Annotated in this window: 13 protein-coding genes; all 13 read right to left on the minus strand. The window is 69.9% G+C overall.

Annotation, left to right across the window (positions count from 1 at the left end; translation table 11 throughout):
- Positions 1 to 70: 70 nt before the first annotated feature.
- Entirely contained in the window at positions 71 to 1,993 is a 1,923-nt protein-coding gene (gene uvrC, locus OXQ95_RS03235) for an excinuclease ABC subunit UvrC (protein ID WP_242096151.1), read from the minus strand.
- A 222-nt stretch (positions 1,994 to 2,215) separates the two neighbouring features.
- The gene (ftsZ, locus tag OXQ95_RS03240; protein ID WP_267379584.1) at positions 2,216 to 3,742 is read right to left on the minus strand and encodes a cell division protein FtsZ; all 1,527 of its coding nucleotides are present in this window, start codon (positions 3,740 to 3,742) and stop codon (positions 2,216 to 2,218) included.
- A gap of 111 nt (positions 3,743 to 3,853) precedes the next feature.
- The gene (gene ftsA / locus OXQ95_RS03245; RefSeq protein WP_242096149.1) at positions 3,854 to 5,116 is read right to left on the minus strand and encodes a cell division protein FtsA; all 1,263 of its coding nucleotides are present in this window, start codon (positions 5,114 to 5,116) and stop codon (positions 3,854 to 3,856) included.
- 5 nt (positions 5,117 to 5,121) lie between these two features.
- Positions 5,122 to 6,057 carry a cell division protein FtsQ/DivIB gene (locus OXQ95_RS03250; RefSeq protein WP_267379588.1) on the minus strand — a complete coding sequence of 312 codons (936 nt, stop codon included), beginning with the start codon at positions 6,055 to 6,057 and terminating at the stop codon, positions 5,122 to 5,124.
- The gene (locus OXQ95_RS03255) at positions 6,054 to 6,989 is read right to left on the minus strand and encodes a D-alanine--D-alanine ligase (RefSeq protein ID WP_267380071.1); all 936 of its coding nucleotides are present in this window, start codon (positions 6,987 to 6,989) and stop codon (positions 6,054 to 6,056) included. Before OXQ95_RS03255 ends, OXQ95_RS03250 begins: the two co-directional genes overlap by 4 nt.
- A gap of 11 nt (positions 6,990 to 7,000) precedes the next feature.
- Positions 7,001 to 7,909, minus strand: coding sequence for a UDP-N-acetylmuramate dehydrogenase (gene murB / locus OXQ95_RS03260; protein ID WP_267379591.1), 909 nt, complete (start codon positions 7,907 to 7,909; stop codon positions 7,001 to 7,003).
- Complete coding sequence (gene murC / locus OXQ95_RS03265; protein WP_267379593.1) at positions 7,906 to 9,336, minus strand: UDP-N-acetylmuramate--L-alanine ligase; 1,431 nt, start codon at positions 9,334 to 9,336, stop codon at positions 7,906 to 7,908. The genes murB and murC overlap by 4 nt, the downstream gene beginning before the upstream one ends.
- On the minus strand, positions 9,333 to 10,475 hold the full coding sequence (gene murG, locus OXQ95_RS03270; protein ID WP_242096145.1) for an undecaprenyldiphospho-muramoylpentapeptide beta-N-acetylglucosaminyltransferase: 1,143 nt from the start codon (positions 10,473 to 10,475) through the stop codon (positions 9,333 to 9,335). The genes murC and murG overlap by 4 nt, the downstream gene beginning before the upstream one ends.
- Positions 10,472 to 11,707 carry a putative peptidoglycan glycosyltransferase FtsW gene (locus OXQ95_RS03275; RefSeq protein WP_242096144.1) on the minus strand — a complete coding sequence of 412 codons (1,236 nt, stop codon included), beginning with the start codon at positions 11,705 to 11,707 and terminating at the stop codon, positions 10,472 to 10,474. Before OXQ95_RS03275 ends, murG begins: the two co-directional genes overlap by 4 nt.
- A complete protein-coding gene (gene murD / locus OXQ95_RS03280; protein WP_267379597.1) occupies positions 11,704 to 12,999 on the minus strand; it encodes a UDP-N-acetylmuramoyl-L-alanine--D-glutamate ligase in 1,296 nt (431 codons plus the stop codon). The genes OXQ95_RS03275 and murD overlap by 4 nt, the downstream gene beginning before the upstream one ends.
- Complete coding sequence (gene mraY, locus OXQ95_RS03285) at positions 12,996 to 14,066, minus strand: phospho-N-acetylmuramoyl-pentapeptide-transferase (protein WP_267379600.1); 1,071 nt, start codon at positions 14,064 to 14,066, stop codon at positions 12,996 to 12,998. The genes murD and mraY overlap by 4 nt, the downstream gene beginning before the upstream one ends.
- Position 14,067: 1 nt before the next feature.
- Positions 14,068 to 15,438 carry a UDP-N-acetylmuramoyl-tripeptide--D-alanyl-D-alanine ligase gene (gene murF / locus OXQ95_RS03290; RefSeq protein ID WP_267379603.1) on the minus strand — a complete coding sequence of 457 codons (1,371 nt, stop codon included), beginning with the start codon at positions 15,436 to 15,438 and terminating at the stop codon, positions 14,068 to 14,070.
- 145 nt (positions 15,439 to 15,583) lie between these two features.
- Positions 15,584 to 16,999 carry a UDP-N-acetylmuramoyl-L-alanyl-D-glutamate--2,6-diaminopimelate ligase gene (locus OXQ95_RS03295; RefSeq protein WP_267379605.1) on the minus strand — a complete coding sequence of 472 codons (1,416 nt, stop codon included), beginning with the start codon at positions 16,997 to 16,999 and terminating at the stop codon, positions 15,584 to 15,586.
- Positions 17,000 to 17,008: the final 9 nt, after the last annotated feature.

A 17,008-nucleotide genomic window follows, 5' to 3' on the forward strand; every position in this document is an offset into this window, starting at 1 on the left:
CGACAAGCCCAGGGCGAACGGGGTGGGTGAACGAGCGTCTTCCCGTTCGCGAAGACGGCGGCGCGCCCGATCACCGCGCGTGGAAGAAGTCGTACAGCCCCTGCGCCATCGTCCGCGAGACGCCCGGCGCCTTTTGCAGATCCTCCAGGCTGGCGTTGCGAACCGCGCGCGCGGTGCCGAAATGCATCAGCAGCGCCTTCTTCCGCGCGGGGCCGATGCCCGGCACGTCGTCGAGCGGGCTGGCGCCGATCGCCTTGCTGCGCTTGTCGCGATGCGCGCCGATCGCAAACCGGTGCACCTCGTCGCGCAGCCGCTGGAGGTAGAACAGCACGGGCGCGTTCACCGGCAATTGGAATTCGCGGCCATCGAGCATGTGGAACACCTCCCGCCCCTCGCGCCCATGGTTCGGCCCCTTGGCCACGCCGACCAGGCACACATCCTCGATCCCCAGATCCTCCAGCACCGCCTTGGCCGCGTTCAACTGGCCGCGACCGCCGTCGATCAGCACCAGATCGGGCCAGGTCGCGTCGTCGCGGTCGGGCGCCTCGTCGAGCTGCCGCGCGAACCGGCGCCGGAATACCTCGCGCATCATGCCGAAATCGTCGTCGGTCGCCGCTTCGTTCCCCTTGATGTTGAACTTGCGATACTGACCCTTGCGAAATCCCTCGGGCCCGGCGACGACCATCGCGCCCAGTGCGTTGGTGCCCTGGATATGGCTGTTGTCATACACCTCGATCCGGTCGGGCGGCTCGGGCAGTTCGAACAGTTCGGCCACCTCGCGCAGCAGCCGGGCCTGGGTCGTGCTTTCCGCCAGCCGCCGGTCGAGCGCCTCCTCGGCGTTGCGCTTGGCCTGATCGAGCAGGCGGCGGCGGGTGCCGCGCTGGGGCACGCTCAGATCCACCTTGCGCCCGGCCTGCGTGCCCATCACCTCGGCGAGCAACGCCGCCTCGGGCAGCTCCCGATCGACGAACACGGTGCGCGCGGGCGGCACCTCCTCGTAGAATTGGGTGAGGAAGGACGACAGCACTTCGTCCTCGGGCACGTCCGCGACATGGCCGGGAAAGAAGCTGCGATGCCCCCAATTCTGGCCGCCGCGGATGAAGAACGCCTCGATTCCGATCACGCCGTCCTTGCTCGCCATCGCGAAGATGTCGGCGTCGCCGATCCCCTCGGCGTTGATGAACTGCGTGCCCTGGATGAAGGTGAGCGCCTTCAGCCGGTCGCGCAGCAGCGCGGCAAGCTCGAAATCCATATTCTCGGCGGCGGCCTGCATCTGCGCGCCGAGCTTGGCCTGAACGTCGGTCGCCTTACCGGCCAGGAAGTTCTTGGCGTCGCCCACCAGCTCGGCATAGCCGGCCGCGTCGATCCGGCCGACGCACGGCGCCGAGCAGCGCTTGATCTGGTAGAGCAGGCACGGCCGGTCGCGCGTCTTGAAGAAGCCGTCGGTGCAGGAGCGCAGCAGGAACAGCTTCTGAAGCGCGTTCAGCGTGTTGTTGACCGATCCTGCGCTGGCGAAGGGGCCATAATAATCGCCCTTGGCGCGCCGCGCGCCGCGATGCTTCTGGATCCGCGGGAAGTCGTGATCCTGGCGCAGCAGGATGAAGGGGAAGCTCTTGTCGTCGCGCAGCAGCACATTGTAGGCGGGGCGATAGCGCTTGATGAGCTGTGCTTCGAGCAGCAGCGCCTCGGCCTCGTTGTTGGTCGTTACGATCGTCATCGACCGCGTCTGCGCCACCATCCGCTGCAGCCGCTTGGTCAGCCGATCGACCTGCGTGTAGTTGACGACACGCTGGCGCAGCGCCCGCGCCTTGCCGACATAGAGCACGTCGCCGCGCGCATCGTGCATCCGGTACACGCCGGGCCGCGCGGGCAAGGTGGCGAGCACGTTGCGGATCGCCGCCACCCCGGCGGCGAGATCGGGCGTATCCGATCCCCTGACCGCGAAGGTGGATTTGTCCTCGTTGAACCGATCGGGGGCGTTGGGCGTCGACATCGCCGCCGATCTAGGGATTCTAGCGGGTTCGCGCCAGCATTCGGTGGGTCGCGCCGGAGGGCTGTTCACCAGCGCAGCGCATGTTCCCCGGCGGAGACATGCTTCCCGCGGAGGCATGTTCCCCGGCGAAGGCCGGGGCCCAGTTGGGGTACGACGGTAACGGAAAATCGCTCCGTTATACCGGCCTTCCCAACTGGGCCCCCGCCTGCGCCGGGAAACAGCCTATTGGTTGTTCTGCCGGTGCAGGAAGCGGGGAATGTCGACGGGCGCGTCCTCGCCGGTGGCGTCGTCCTTGGCGTTGCCGCGCGCGGCGTTGGACATGCGTTCGAACAGCGTGCCGCCCAGCTTCACGCGCGGTGCTGCCGGGGCGGACTCGGGCGTCGCTGCCTCGCTGCCGGGCGCGAGCCAGCGGCGGCGCGCGCCGCCCTCGTCCGCGGCCGGAGTGGGCGCGACGGGCGCGGGGGCCGGCGTCGGCGTACCGAACGCGCCATCGTCATAGGCTCGCGGCGGGCTGGAGACGATCGTCTCGGCGCCCAGCACCAGTTCTTCGTCCGCGGCATCCGCAGTGGACGGTGCGGCGTCGGCCGCGGCGGCTTCGGCGCGCGGCTGGGGGGCGGGTGCCGCGACCGGTGCCGGCGTCACGGGAGCGGGTGCCGGCGTCGCCGCGACGGGCTGCGCCTGCTGCTGCGGTTCGCTGGGGCGGAACGAGGTGGTATCGTCGGTCTTGCGGGCGCCGAAGCTGAAGCTGCGCGTCGGCTCGGCGGGTGCCGCGGCGGGGGCGGCGTCCGCCTCGATCCCGGTAGCCACGACGGACACGCGGATGCGGCCCTCCAGCTCGGGGTTGAACGCCGATCCCCAGATGATGTTGGCATCGGGATCGACCAGGTCGCGGATGTGGTTCGCGGCCTCGTCCACCTCGAGCAGGCGCATGTCGTCGCCGCCGGTGATCGAGATGATGACGCCCTTGGCACCCTGCATCGACACGCCGTCGAGCAGCGGGTTGGCGATCGCCTTCTGCGCGGCTTCCAGCGCGCGGTTGTCGCCGGTCGCCTCGCCGGTGCCCATCATCGCCTTGCCCATCTCCTGCATCACCGAACGCACGTCGGCGAAGTCGAGGTTGATGAGGCCAGGCATCACCATCAGGTCGGTGATGCCGCGCACGCCCTGCTGCAGCACCTCGTCCGCCATGCTGAACGCCTCCTTGAAGGTGGTGTTCGCATTGGCGATCAGGAACAGGTTCTGGTTGGGGATGACGATCAGCGTATCGACATATTTCTGCAGCTCCTCGATGCCCGCATCGGCGCTCTTGGCGCGGCGGTTGCCCTCGAAGCTGAACGGCTTGGTCACGACGCCCACGGTCAGGATGCCCATGTCGCGCGCGGCCTTGGCGATCACCGGTGCCGCGCCGGTGCCCGTGCCGCCGCCCATGCCCGCGGCGATGAACACCATGTGCGCGCCCTCGAGCTGCTTGGCGAGGCTGTCGATCGTCTCTTCGGCCGCGGCCCGGCCGATCTCGGGCCGGCTGCCCGCGCCCAGCCCCTGCGTGATCTTGGCGCCGAGCTGGATGCGCTGCGGCGCGATCGACTGCTTGAGCGCCTGCGCGTCGGTGTTGGCGACCAGGAAATCGACGCCCTGCACTTCGGCGCGCATCATGTTGGCGATGGCGTTGCCGCCGGCCCCGCCCACGCCGATCACCGCGATGCGCGGCGTCAGCTCGTCGACTTCGGGTGTGAGGAATTCGATGCTCATCGCCTGTATCTCCGCCGTTCCGGGAGTTACGCGCCCCGGCCCCTGATTAACCTTTGTGCCCGATCGTCTCGCGCCCCGCCAGCGCAAACAATGCGTTGGCGGGACAAAAGCTTAATAATTCGCGCGTGCCGCCTGAACCAGCTTGCGGAACAGACCCATGCCGCGGGTGCGGTGCACCACCTGCTGCTGCGGCGCGAGCCCGCGCAGGTCGATGGGATCGGTCGCCGCATAGAAGGCGAGCCCGGCCAGCGTCGCGAAGGCTGGCCCGGCATGCGCCTCCGGCAGCGCAGTCAGCCCGCGCGGGCGCCCGATCCGCACCGATCGCCCGAGCGCCTGCTGCGCATAATCCGCCACGCCCTTCAGCTCGGCGCCGCCGCCGGTCAGCACCACCTGCCGCCCCACCGGCCCTTCGAACTTCAGCCGTGCGAGCGCCTGGCGCACCTCGCCCATCTGATGCTCCAGCCGCTGGCGGATCACGCCGATCAGCTGCGCCTTGGTGATCTGCGTGCCGTCCCCCGCGCCGTCCTCGGCCGAGATCGGCGTCACCGGGATCATGTCGTGATTGTCGCGCGGGGAGGCGTTGGCGGAGCCGTGGAAACACTTCATCCGCTCCGCCTGCTGGCGCCGGGTGCCGAAGGCCGAGGCGATGTCGTCGGTGATGTCCGCCGCGCCCATCGGGATCGAAGTAAGCCCGACGAGCATGCCGCCCGCGAACAGCGAAACGTTGGTGATCCCCGCCCCCATCTCGACCAGCGCGACCCCAAGTTCGCGCTCCTCGTCGCTGAGGCAGGCAAGCCCGGTGGCGACGGGCGAGGCGATGATCGACTTCACCTCCAGATGCGCCGACCGCACGCACAGATCGAGGTTGCGCACCGGCGATCCGTCCGCGGCCACGACATGGATGTGCACGCCGAGGCGATCGGCATGGAGCCCCAACGGCTTCTTCACCCCGGTCAGCCCGTCGAGCGTATAGAGCGCGGGCTGCGCGTGCAGCACCATCCGCCCCTGCGGATCGATCGAGCCTCGCCCTGCCGCCAGCAGCGCATCGATATCGCCCTGTTCGACGCGGTGGCCGCCCAGTTCGAACTCCACCTCGGCCACGTCGCTGACGAGGCCGCCCGCGGAAAAGCCGACCCAGACATTCTCGATGTTGATCCCGGCGATCCGCTCGGCCTGCTCCACCGCCTCGCGCACCGCCGCCTCGGTCGCGCCCATGTCGGCGATATAGCCGCGCTTGACGCCGCGGCTCTCGCGCTGGCCGGTGCCGAGCACGATCAGCTCGCCGCCATCGCCCTTCTGCGCGATCATCGCGGAGACCTTGGACGATCCGATGTCCAGCGCGGTGATGAGTCCTTCCGGTGCCGCCTTCGCCATGCCCCTCAGCCTTCCCTGCCCGATGCCGCCGCGATGCCGGACGGCTGCCCCTTTGGTGCATCCCCCGGATCGGCCACCGCATGCGCGACGTTCGATCCCGGCTTGCGCGCGACCAGCTTGTCCGGATCGCGCATGTCGAACCGGAGCCAGCCCCGGCCGAGCAACGGCCGCGCCCCGTCCAGCTCGGCGAACTTCACCAGCGCGCCGGGCGCACCATCCTCGGGCAGCAGCAGAGTCTCTCCCGATTCGAACGTCAAGTCCCATCGCCGGTTGCCGACCCAGGTGGCGGCGGTGATCCGCGGCTTCAGCGCGGGCGCGGCGGACAGCAGCGTCTGATAGGCCGCCTCCTGCCGATCCGCCCCGGGGCCGATCACCAGCGGCAGATTGGGGATGGCGTCCGCCTGCACCGGCTCGAGCAGCACACCCGTCGAATCGATCAGCGTCAATTGCCCGTTGTCCTGCCACACCGCCGCGGGCTTGCGCTCGACGATATCGATCAGCAGCGTGTCGGGCAGCCGCCGCGACACATGCGCATCGGCGATCCAGCCATAGCGCAGCAGCCGCTGGCGGATCGCGTCGAGATCGACCGACAGCATCGACGTCTCGTTCTGCTTGTCTTCCAGCGCCACCGCATAGACCGACATCCGGTCCATCCGCTTCAGCCCCGTCACCTCGATCTGCTCGACGCGGAAACCGGCCTTGCCCGCCCCTTGCGCGATCGCGCCGCCGATCAGGCCGGGCACGCCGAACCAGATCGCCGCGCCCAGCACGGCCGCCGCCGCCGCGCCGGTGAAGGTCCAGGTGACGATCTTCGCGAGCGTCTCCTCGCTCACCGGCAGCATGCCGACGAGCCGGTCCATGATCGACACCTTGGCGACCGGCTGTTTCTTGCGCGGCGCGGGGCGCTTGGGCGGGGGCCCGCGCTTGATCGTGCGGCTCACGGGCTGCCGCCGTCCATTGCATCGTCGACGATCCGCTGGACGAGTTCGGCATAGCTCATGCCCAGATGCCGCGCCTGTTCGGGAACGAGGCTGAGCGGCGTCATCCCCGGCTGGGTGTTCACCTCCAGCAGGAACAGCCCGTCGACGCCGCGCTCGTCGTCCCAGCGGAAATCGCTGCGGCTCGCGCCCTTGCAGCCGAGCACGCGATGCGCGTCGAGCGCCAGCGTACGGCAGGCGGCGGCGATCGCGTCCGGGATGTCGGCGGGGCAAACATGCTCGGTCATGCCGTCGGTATATTTGGCGTCGTAATCATACCAGCCGCTCTTGGGCTTCAGTTCGGTGACGCCCAACGCCCAAGGACCTTGCGGGCCGCCCAGCACCGCGGTCGTCAGCTCGCGCCCGCGGATATAGGGCTCGGCCAGCAGCTCGTCGAACTCCGCCCAGGGGCCCGCCGATCCGCGCGCGATCGGGTTGCCGTGATTGCCGCCCTCGGTCACGATCGCCACGCCCACCGACGATCCCTCGTTGACGGGCTTGAGCACATAGGGGCGGGGCAGCGGATCGCCCGCATACAGGTCTTCGCTGCGCACGATCCGGCCGCCGGGCATCGGGATGCCGGCGGGCACCAGCGCCTGCTTCGTCAGCACCTTGTCGATCGCGATCACCGAGGTGGCGAGCCCCGAATGTGTGTAGCGCAGGCCCATCAGGTCGAGCATGCCCTGCACCGAGCCGTCCTCGCCGGGCGTGCCGTGCAACGCGTTGAACACGAGATCGGGCGCCGCCTCCGCGAGCCGGGCGGCGACGTCGCGGCCCATGTCGATCCGGGTGACGCGGTGGCCGAGCGATTCGAGCGCTTCGGCCACGCCCTTGCCCGACAGCAGCGAAACCTCGCGCTCGGCCGACCAGCCACCCATCAGCACCACGATATGCAGACCGTCCACGCTCACCCTGCCACTCCCACGCGCTGGATTTCCCATTCGAGCGTCACGCCCGAATGCGCCTTCACCCTCTGGCGCACCTCTTCGCCCAGCGCTTCGATCTCGGCGCTGGAGGCGCTGCCGAGGTTCAGCAGGAAATTGCAGTGTTTCTCGCTCACCTGCGCATCGCCACGCGTCAGGCCGCGACAGCCGGCGGCGTCGATCAGCGCCCAGGCCTTGTGGCCCGGCGGGTTCTTGAAGGTCGATCCGCCGGTGCGGCTGCGCAGCGGCTGCGACGCCTCGCGCTCGGCGGCGATCCGGTCCATCTCCGCGCCGATGATCGCGGGTTCGCCCGGCATGCCGCGAAACACCGCCTCCACCACGATCGCGCCCGCCGGCACGTCCGAATGGCGATAGGTATAGCCGAGCCGCTCCGCCGGCCACACCTCCACCGTGCCGTCGCGGGTGACGATCGTCGCCTCGACCAGGATGTCGCTCGCATCGCTGCCATAGGCGCCCGCGTTCATCCGCACCGCGCCGCCCACCGTGCCGGGAATGCCGCGCAGGAACTCCATGCCGGCGATGCCCGCATCGCGCGCCGCACTCGCCACGGTGATTCCCATCGCCGCGGCGCCGGCGCGGACGCGGCCATTCTCGATGCTCACCCGCGCCATCGCCTTGGGCAGCCGCACGACGATGCCGGGCACGCCGCCGTCGCGGACGATCAGGTTCGATCCGACCCCGATCGGCAGCACCGGGATCGCCGGATCGAGCGCACGCAACAGGCCCGCGAGATCCTGGGTATCGGCCGGCCGCACCAGCCATTCCGCCGGGCCGCCGGTGCGGAACCAGATGAAGTCCGCCAGGCTGCCGCCGCCCTCGATCGTGCCCCGGAACGCGCCGTCGTCCCCAAATTCCCGCGCGGGCGCGCTCATGCCCGCGCCCCGATCGCGTCGGCCAGGCCCGCCGCCCACCGGGTGATGTCGCCCGCGCCCAGGCACACCACCATGTCGTCGGCGCGCAGCATCGCGGCGAGTTCGTCCGCCAGCGCATCGGCATCGGCGACCAAAGCGGCCGAGCGGTGCCCGCGGCGCTTCAGCCCCTCGACCAGCGCTTCCGAATCGACGCCGGCCACCGGCGCCTCGCCCGCGGCATAGACGGGCGTCACCAGCACGCGGTCGGCGTCGTTGAACGCGGTCTGGAAATCCTCCATCAGATTGCCGAGCCGCGAATAGCGGTGCGGCTGCACCACCGCGATCACCCGCCCCTTGCCGCCCGTGCTCTGCGCGCCCTCGCGCGCCGCAGCCAGCACGGCGCGGATCTCGACGGGGTGGTGGCCGTAATCGTCGATGATCGTCGCCGCGCCATCGCCCAGCGGCACCTCGCCCACCTTGGTGAAGCGCCGCTTCACGCCGCCGAACTTGGCGAAGCCCTGCTGGATCGTCGCATCGTCCAGCCCTAGTTCGAGCGCGACGCCGATCGCGGCCAGCGCGTTCTGGACGTTGTGCCGGCCCGGCATCGGCAGCTCGATCCCCTCGATCGAGCGCACCGCGCCGTCGCGCGCGCGGACGAGACATTCGAAGCGGCTGCCGCCGGGGATGGGCGTGACGTTCACGCCGCGAACGTCGGCCTGCGCCGAAAAGCCATAGGTGACGACGCGCCGGTCGCGCACCCGCGGCAGGATGCCCTGCACCTCCGGGTGGTCGAGGCACAGCAGCGCCGCGCCGTAGAAGGGCACGTTCTCGATGAAGGCGACGAACGCGTCCTTCACGGCATCGAAGCTGCCATAATGATCGAGATGTTCGGGATCGATGTTGGTGACGACGGCGATCGTGCCGTCCAGCCGCAGGAAGCTGCCGTCGCTCTCGTCGGCCTCCACCACCATCCAGTCCGACGCACCCAGCCGCGCGTTCGAGCCATAGCTGTTGATGATCCCGCCGTTGATGACGGTGGGATCGACGCCGCCGGCATCGAGGATCGCCGCGACCATCGACGTCGTCGTCGTCTTGCCGTGCGTGCCCGCTACCGCCACCGTGGATTTCAGCCGCATCAGCTCGGCCAGCATCTCGGCACGGCGCACCACGGGGATGCGGCGCTCGAGCGCGGCCTCCACCTCGGGATTGCTGCGCACGATCGCGGTGGAGACGACGACGACCGCCGCGTCGCCCAGATTCTCGGCGGCATGGCCGATCGTGACGGGTATCCCCTTACCACGAAGGCCTTGAACCACGTAACCTTCGCCAACATCCGAGCCCTGCACCGCATAGCCCAGATTCTTCATCACCTCGGCGATGCCCGACATGCCGATCCCGCCGATGCCGACGAAATGGATCGTGCCGATGTCAATTGCGACACCCCTCACGCCAGGGCCTCCTTGCGGGCGGGTGCGGCGACGGGCAGCCGGGCGACCGGGGCATCGAGGCTCTCGACCAGATCCGCCAGATCGCCGACTGCGTCCGGCCGCCCCACACTCCGGGCACGCGCCGCGGCATTCTCCAGCGCGGCGGGGTCGAGCCCCAGCTTCTGCATCTGCTTGGCGAGTTCCACCGCGGTGAACTCGCCTTGCGCGATCGTCCGCGCGCCGCCCGCCTGCGTGATCTCGCGGGCGTTGACGGTCTGGTGGTCGTCCATCGCCGAGGGCAGCGGCACCAGGATCGCCGGGCGCCCCGCGGCGGTCAGTTCCGCGATCGTCGAGGCCCCCGCCCGCGCGATCACCAGATGCGCCCAGGCGAGCTGCTCGGGCATGTCGGGCAGATAGGTGGCGAGTTCGGCCGGGATCTGATGCTCGGCATATTGCGCGCGGACCGCATCGATATCCTCGATCCGCGCCTGATGCGTCACCTGCAACCGCCGGCGGAACGTCACGGGCAGCATCGCCAGCCCATCGGGCACCACCTGGCTCAGAATGCTCGCGCCCTGGCTGCCGCCGGTGACCAGAACGCGGAAGATGCCGTCCTCCTCCAGCAGCGGATAGGGCCGGTCGCGCAGCGCCAGCACCGCCTCGCGCACCGGGTTCCCCACCCGGTGCGTCTTGCCCGCCAGCTTCGCCGCCAGCCGCTCCGTGCGGTCATAGGAGGTGGCGATGGCATCGACACGCCCCGCCACCAGCCGGTTGACCCGGCCGAGCACCGCATTCTGTTCGTGCACCGCGGTGGGGATCCGCGCGGCGAAGGCCGCGAGCAGCGCTGGCAGCGCGGGATAGCCGCCGAAGCCGATCACGGCGGCGGGCTTGAACGTGGCATAGAGTTCGCGCGCCATCGCCCGGCCGCGCCACATCTCGCGCGCCGCCGACGGCCAGCCGAGCGGGCGCTTCATCTGAAACCGCCCGGCGGGCAGGACATGCGTCTGGATGCCCTCGAACAGGCCGGGGAAGCGCACCCCGCGCGCATCGCTGACCAGCGCCACGCGGTGGCCGCGTCGCGTCAGCTCCGCCGCGAGCGCGGCGGCGGGAACCATGTGGCCGCCGGTGCCGCCGGCCGCCAATACGAAATGCTTCGTCATTCACCACTCCAGCGGACGACGTACGGGCTCCGCGTGAGGAACGGATTGCGCCGGGTGAATGCGAGGAGCAACCCCATGCCGATCGACAGCGCGATCATCGACGATCCGCCATAGCTGATGAACGGCAGCGTCATGCCCTTGGAGGGTGCGAGCCCCGTATTCACCGCCATGCTCACCAGCGCCTGCGCGCCGAACTGCACCGCGAGGCCCGAGGCGGCGAGCAGCTTGAACTCGTCCTGCTCGTCGAGCAGCTTGACGAACACGCGCACGACGATCGCAAGAAACACCAGCGCGACGATCGAACAGGCCATGAGCCCGAACTCTTCGCCGATCACCGAGAACACATAGTCGGTATGCGCCTCGGGAAGGCCGAACTTTGCGACGCCGGCGCCGGGGCCGGTGCCCGTCCAGCCGCCTGCCGTCAGCGTGGCGTGCGCGGCGTTGGTCTGGAAATGGTCCGCCGCGCCCTCGCCCTCCACGCTCGGAAACAGAAACGCGTCGATCCGCGCCCGCGCCACGCCATAGAAGACATAGGCCGCGCCGAGCCCCGCCGGCACCATCGCGACGATGCCCACCAGCACGCGCGTCGGCGTGCCCGCGATCATGAGGAGCGCGAGCCAGACGGTGCAGAAGATCACCGTCTGGCCGAAATCGGGCTGGAGCATCAGCAGGAACGCGACGCCGCCGGTCATCACGAAGGTGATCGGCACGGTCGGCAGGTCGGGCTCCTTGGCCTTCAGCGACAACAGCCATGCCGTCGTCACGATGAACATCGGCTTCAGGAATTCGGAAGGCTGGAACTGGGCGAAGCCATAGCCGATCCAGCGCCGCGCGCCGTTCACCTGCACGCCCACAAGCGGGGTGAGCACCAGCAGCGCGACGAAGAGGATCGCGCCGCCGATCGCCATCCGCCGGGCCGCGGCCACGGGCATCATCGACACGCCGAACAGCACCGGCAGCGACACGCCCACCCACATGAGCTGGCGCCAGAAATAATAGAGCGGCGCGATCTTGTGGTGATCGCCCGAATAGCGGACCGCGCTGGCCGGGCTCGCCGCCGCCACCGCCACCAGCCCGATCGCGATCAGGAACAGGGTGAGCAGCAGCAGCATCCGGTCGATGTCCCAGAACCAGGTGCCGAGCGGCGACCGGTCGCCGCGACCGCCGCGCTGCTTCATGCGCGCGACGATCCCGCCCGGCTGTGCGCCCGAATTCGCGCGGGTGTCGGTCATGCCAGCCCCTCCACGGCGGTGCGGAACGCGGCGGCCCGCGCCTCGTAATCGCGGAACTGGTCGAACGAGGCGCAGGCCGGCGACAGCAGGACGGTATCGCCCGGCCGCGCCGCCGCCGCGGCATCGCGCACCGCGGCCTCGACCGTGCCGGCCTGTTCCACCACCGGCACCTGGCCGCGCAGGATCTCGGCGAAGCGCGCTGCGGCCTCCCCGATCGTATAGGCCGCGGCGACGTTGCCGAAAAAGGGCGCGCAGGCGTCGAGATCGTCGCCCTTGGGCCGGCCACCGACGATCCAGTGGATCCGCCCGAACGCGCCAAGCGCCGGGGCGGTCGATTCGGGGTTGGTCGCCTTGCTGTCGTCCACGAACGCCACACCGCCGCGCTGCGCGATCGTCTGCATCCGGTGCGGCAAGCCGGTGAAGCTTGCCAGCGCGCGGTCGATCTCCGCCGCCGCGATGCCCAACGCCCGCGCCACGGCGATCGCGGCTAGCGCGTTCTGGGCGTTGTGCGGCCCCTGAAGCGCGGGCCAGCGCGACTGGTCCATGCACTGGCCCGGCGCAATCTTCGTCACCGGCGCGCCGCGATCGTCGAGGGACCGCGCGATCGCCGCCGACGGCGCATCGCCGATCCCGATCACCGCGGCGTGCCCGATCGCTTGCATCGCGAAAAGCCGCGCCTTGCTCGCGGCATAGGCGTCGAAGCCGTCATAGCGGTCGAGATGGTCCGGCGTGACGTTCAGCAGCACCGCGACGTCGCAGTCGAGGCTTTGCGTCAGATCGATCTGGTAACTCGACAGTTCGAGCACATAGACGCCGCCCGGCGACAGCGGATCCTCGCCCAGGATCGGCAGGCCGATATTGCCGCCCATCAGGCTCGGCACCCCGGTGCCTTGCAGCATGTGGTGGACGAGCGCGGTGGTGGTCGACTTGCCGTTGGTGCCGGTGATGCCGACGACGCGGTGCGCCGGCAAATCGGCGCGGGCCTGCGCGAAGAGTTCGATGTCGCCGATGACGGGCACGCCCGCCGCGCGCGCCGGAGCGGCGAGCGGATGGGTATTGAGCGGCACGCCGGGGGACACCACCAATGCATCGAACCCGGCGAGATCGTCGAGCGGCGCGATCGTCAGGTCGTCACCCGTGGCGGGGAGAAAGGCGTTGCGCTTCGTCTCGTCGGCATCCCATGCCACGACGCGGGCGCCACCCGCCAGCAGCGCGCGCACCGTCGCGGCACCCGATCGCGCCAGACCGAGCACCGCATAGCGCTTGCCCCCCCAGGCGCGCGCGACGATCACCGCAGCTTCAACGTCGACAGGCCGGCGAGCGCCAGCACCAGCGCGATGATCCAGAAGCGGATCACCACGGTCGGCTCGCTCCAGCCGAGCTGTTCGAAATGATGGTGGATCGGCGCCATCCGGAACACGCGCTTGCCGGTGCGCTTGTAGAAGAACACCTGAATGATGACCGACATCGCCTCCACGACGAAGAGGCCGCCGATGATCCCGAGCACGATCTCGTGATGCGCGACCACCGCGATGGTGCCGAGCGCGCCGCCCAGTGCGAGGCTGCCGGTGTCGCCCATGAACACCGCGGCGGGCGGTGCGTTGAACCACAGGAAGGCGAGCCCTGCACCCACCACTGCGCCGCAGAAGATGGCGAGTTCGCCCGCGCCGGGCACGTGCGGGATGCCGAGATAGGTGGCGAACTTCACGTTTCCGACGAGGTATACGATCACCATGAACGCGACGCTGGCGATGATGACGGGCATCGTGGCGAGACCATCCAGCCCGTCGGTGAGGTTCACCGCATTGCCGAACGCCACGATCGTGAAGGCGGCGAACAGCGGATAGGCATAGCCGAGGTCGAGATACACGCGCGTCGTGAACGGCAGATAGAGATGCGGGCCGTTCGAATGCATGATGACCGCCGCGGCGATCCCGGCAATCGCGAATTCCAGCAACAGCCGCACGCGGCCCGAGACGCCGGCGGTGCTCGCCTTCTTCACCTTGTCGTAATCGTCCATGAAGCCGATCGCGCCAAAGCCGAGCGTCACGAAGAGGCACGCCCAGACATAGGGGTTGCTCAGATCCATCCACGCGAAGATCGACAGCCCCATCGAGGTGAGGATCATCAGGCCGCCCATCGTCGGCGTGCCGCGCTTGGCCAGATGTGTCTGCGGCCCGTCGGCGCGAATCGGCTGCCCCTTGCCCTGGCGCAGGCGCAGCCATCCGATGAAGCGCGGGCCGATGATGAGCCCGATTACGAGCGCGCTGGCCACAGCGGCGCCCGTGCGGAACGTCTGATAGCGGATCAGATTGAGAAGGCTCGAAAAGCCCAGATGCTCCGCGATCCAGTAGAACATGCTAAGCCCCGTCCGCCAGGCCTGCGACGACGCGCGACAGCCCGACTCCATTCGATCCCTTGATGAGCACCGCGTCCCCCGGTGCCAGCATCGACCGAAGTGCTGCGAGGGCGTCCGCGGCGGCCATCACATGGACCAATTCGGTGTGCCCCTCAAGCGCGGCGGCAAGCGGCGCCATCGCTTCGCCGACGAGCACCACCGCTTCGACGCGCGCGGCCGCGATCGGCTCGGCGAGCGATGCGTGGTAGGTCGCGGAGTCGTCGCCGAGTTCGCGCATCTCGCCCAGCACCGCGACATGGCGGCCCGGTTCGTGCCCCAGCACGGCGAGCGTCGCGCGCATCGAAGCGGGATTGGCGTTGTAGCTTTCGTCGATCAGCAGCGCCTCGCCTTCCGCGAGCGACACGGGCATCCGCGCGCCGCGCCCGGCAAGTCCGCCCATCTCGGCCAGCGCCAGCCCGGCGAGGCCGAGATCCGCCCCCACCGCATCGACCGCCGCCAGCACCGCGAGCGCGTTCGATACCCAGTGCATGCCCGGCTGCGCCATCGTGAAGCTCAGTTCCCGCTCGCCGATACGCGCGGTGACGAAGGTGCCGGTCGGCAGGCGCATCGCCTCCAGCGAGCGGACGTCGGCCCCCTCCTTCATCCCGAACGTCACGATCCGCGCGGCATAGGGCTGCGCCGCCGCGATCAGCCGGTCGCGGTGCGGGCTGTCGAAAGGGACGATCGCGGTGCCGCCGGGCTGCAACCCCTGGAAAATCTCCCCCTTAGCATCCGCGATCGCCTCTTCGCCCGCGAAGAAGGCGGTGTGCGCGGGCGCAATGGCGGTGACGAGCGCGACATGCGGGCGGACCAGCCGCGTGAGGTCGGCGAGTTCGCCCGCATGGTTCATGCCCATCTCGAACACGCCGACGCGTGTCGGCACGGGCATCCGCGCCAGGCTGAGCGGCACGCCGGTATGGTTGTTGTAGCTTTTGACCGAGCGGTGCACCGCGCCCGGCATCGATCGGTCGAGCGCCGCGAACAGCGCCTCCTTGGCGCTGGTCTTGCCGACCGATCCGGTCACGCCGACGATCGTCGCCGCGGTGCGGGCGCGGGCCGCACGGGCAAGATCGCGCAGCGCCGCGAAGGTGTCCCCCACGCGAATCCGCGGCCTGGCAGCGTCCTCCGAGACGATCGCCCCGGCAGCCCCTTGCGCGAAAGCCTGATCGAGGAAGCGATGGCCATCGGTGGTTTCGCCGGTCAGCGCCACGAACAGGTCGCCGGGGCCGACTTCGCGCGAATCGAAGGCGACGCCATCGGCGGTGAAGTCGCCGTAGGCGGTCCCGCCGGTCGCCGCGGCGATGTCGGCGGCCGTCCAGAGCGCTTCGCTCATGGACGCTCTCCCTTGGCATCCGCCCCCGCGCCATAGCGCAGGCCGAGCCGCCGCCGTTCACGCGGAGGTTGCGGGGGATTTCGCCCCTGTCCGCCCGCGTCTTCGCCTACGACGAACGTCGGGTCGTCGGATTTGCGTGCTTCGTTCATCCCACGCTCTCCCGTGCGACCGCCACATCGTCGAACGGCAGCGTCATGTCGCCCACGATCTGGCCCTGTTCATGCCCCTTGCCCGCGATCAGCACGATGTCGTCCGCGCCCGCCCCGCGCACGGCCGCGGCGATCGCGGCGCGACGGTCGGCGATCTCGGTGGCGTCCGTCGCACCCGCCAGCACGTGCGCGCGAATGGCGGCGGCGTCTTCGGTGCGCGGATTGTCGTCGGTGACGATCACGCGATCGGCCTGCGCGACGGCAACCGCGCCCATCGCGGCGCGCTTGCCGGCGTCGCGGTCGCCACCGGCGCCGAACACCAGGATCAGCCGGCCGCCGGCATGGGGACGCAGCGCGGCAATCGCCGCCTCCAGCGCGTCGGGGGTATGCGCGTAATCGACATAGACGGGTGCGCCGGCGCGCGTGATCGCGGCGCGTTCGAGCCGCCCCGGCACCGGCTGCAGGCGCGCGAGTGCGGCGAGCGTCGGCGCGACGGCGGCGCCGGTCGCGATGGCCAGCCCCGCCGCCACCAGCGCGTTCGCCGCCTGATAGGCGCCGATCAGCGGCAGATCGACCCGGTGGCTCGTGCCCTCCGCCGCGATCGTCAGCCGCTGCCCCAGCAGGGTGGGAATGCGCTCCACCAGCCGCAGCGTCTCGCCACGCGTGCCGACGCTCAGCAGCCGCTGGCCCCGTCCCTGCGCGATGGCGATCACGTCGGCGGCGTGATCGTCGTCCGCCCAGACGACTGCGGTGCCGCCGGGCCGCAGCACCTCGGCGAACAGCCGCAGCTTGGCCGCCAGATAGGCGTCCATCGTCCCATGGTAATCGAGATGATCGCGGCTGAGATTGGTGAAGGCCGCCGCCATCACGTCCAGACCCTCGGTGCGATATTGGGTCAGCCCGTGGCTCGACGCCTCGAAGGCCAGATGGGTCACACCTTCGCGCGCGAGGCCGGCGACGTTCGACAGGAACGTCACCACATCGGGCGTGGTCAGCCCGGTATGCGTGCGCTCGTCCGCGGTGGTGACGCCCAGCGTGCCGATCGAGGCGGCATGGTGCCCCGCCATCCGCCAGAGCTGGCGCACCATCTCGACGCAGGATGTCTTGCCGTTGGTGCCCGTCACCGCGACGTTCACCTTCGGGAACGGCGCGAAGAAAGCGGCAGCGGCACGCGCGAACGCGCGGCGGGGATCGGCATCGGCGATGTGCACCGCGCCCTCCACCACCGCCTCCGGCCGGGCAACGACCGCAATCGCGCCGGCCTTCACCGCGTCGCGGATATGATCCTCGCCATTCGCGCGGGCGCCGACGAACGCGCCGAAGATGGTGCCCGGCGCGACCTTGCGGTGATCGATCGCGAAGCCGGTGACGGTTTCGGGCTCGTCGCCGCCGGTCAGCGCACCGAGCTTCATGGGACCGCC

Origin of the sequence: Sphingomonas sp. GC_Shp_6 (assembly GCF_026540835.1) — a bacterium.
In the GTDB taxonomy this organism is placed as follows: domain Bacteria; phylum Pseudomonadota; class Alphaproteobacteria; order Sphingomonadales; family Sphingomonadaceae; genus Sphingomonas.

What these genes read in the sequence shown, in the direction of transcription:
- uvrC (WP_242096151.1), bottom strand. Translation starts at nt 1,993, where the DNA reads ATGTCGACGCCCAACGCCCCCGATCGGTTCAACGAGGACAAATCCACC.
- ftsZ (WP_267379584.1), bottom strand. Translation starts at nt 3,742, where the DNA reads ATGAGCATCGAATTCCTCACACCCGAAGTCGACGAGCTGACGCCGCGC.
- ftsA (WP_242096149.1), bottom strand. Translation starts at nt 5,116, where the DNA reads ATGGCGAAGGCGGCACCGGAAGGACTCATCACCGCGCTGGACATCGGA.
- murB (WP_267379591.1), bottom strand. Translation starts at nt 7,909, where the DNA reads ATGAGCGCGCCCGCGCGGGAATTTGGGGACGACGGCGCGTTCCGGGGC.
- murG (WP_242096145.1), bottom strand. Translation starts at nt 10,475, where the DNA reads ATGACGAAGCATTTCGTATTGGCGGCCGGCGGCACCGGCGGCCACATG.
- OXQ95_RS03275 (WP_242096144.1), bottom strand. Translation starts at nt 11,707, where the DNA reads ATGACCGACACCCGCGCGAATTCGGGCGCACAGCCGGGCGGGATCGTC.
- mraY (WP_267379600.1), bottom strand. Translation starts at nt 14,066, where the DNA reads ATGTTCTACTGGATCGCGGAGCATCTGGGCTTTTCGAGCCTTCTCAAT.
- murF (WP_267379603.1), bottom strand. Translation starts at nt 15,438, where the DNA reads ATGAGCGAAGCGCTCTGGACGGCCGCCGACATCGCCGCGGCGACCGGC.
- OXQ95_RS03295 (WP_267379605.1), bottom strand. Translation starts at nt 16,999, where the DNA reads ATGAAGCTCGGTGCGCTGACCGGCGGCGACGAGCCCGAAACCGTCACC.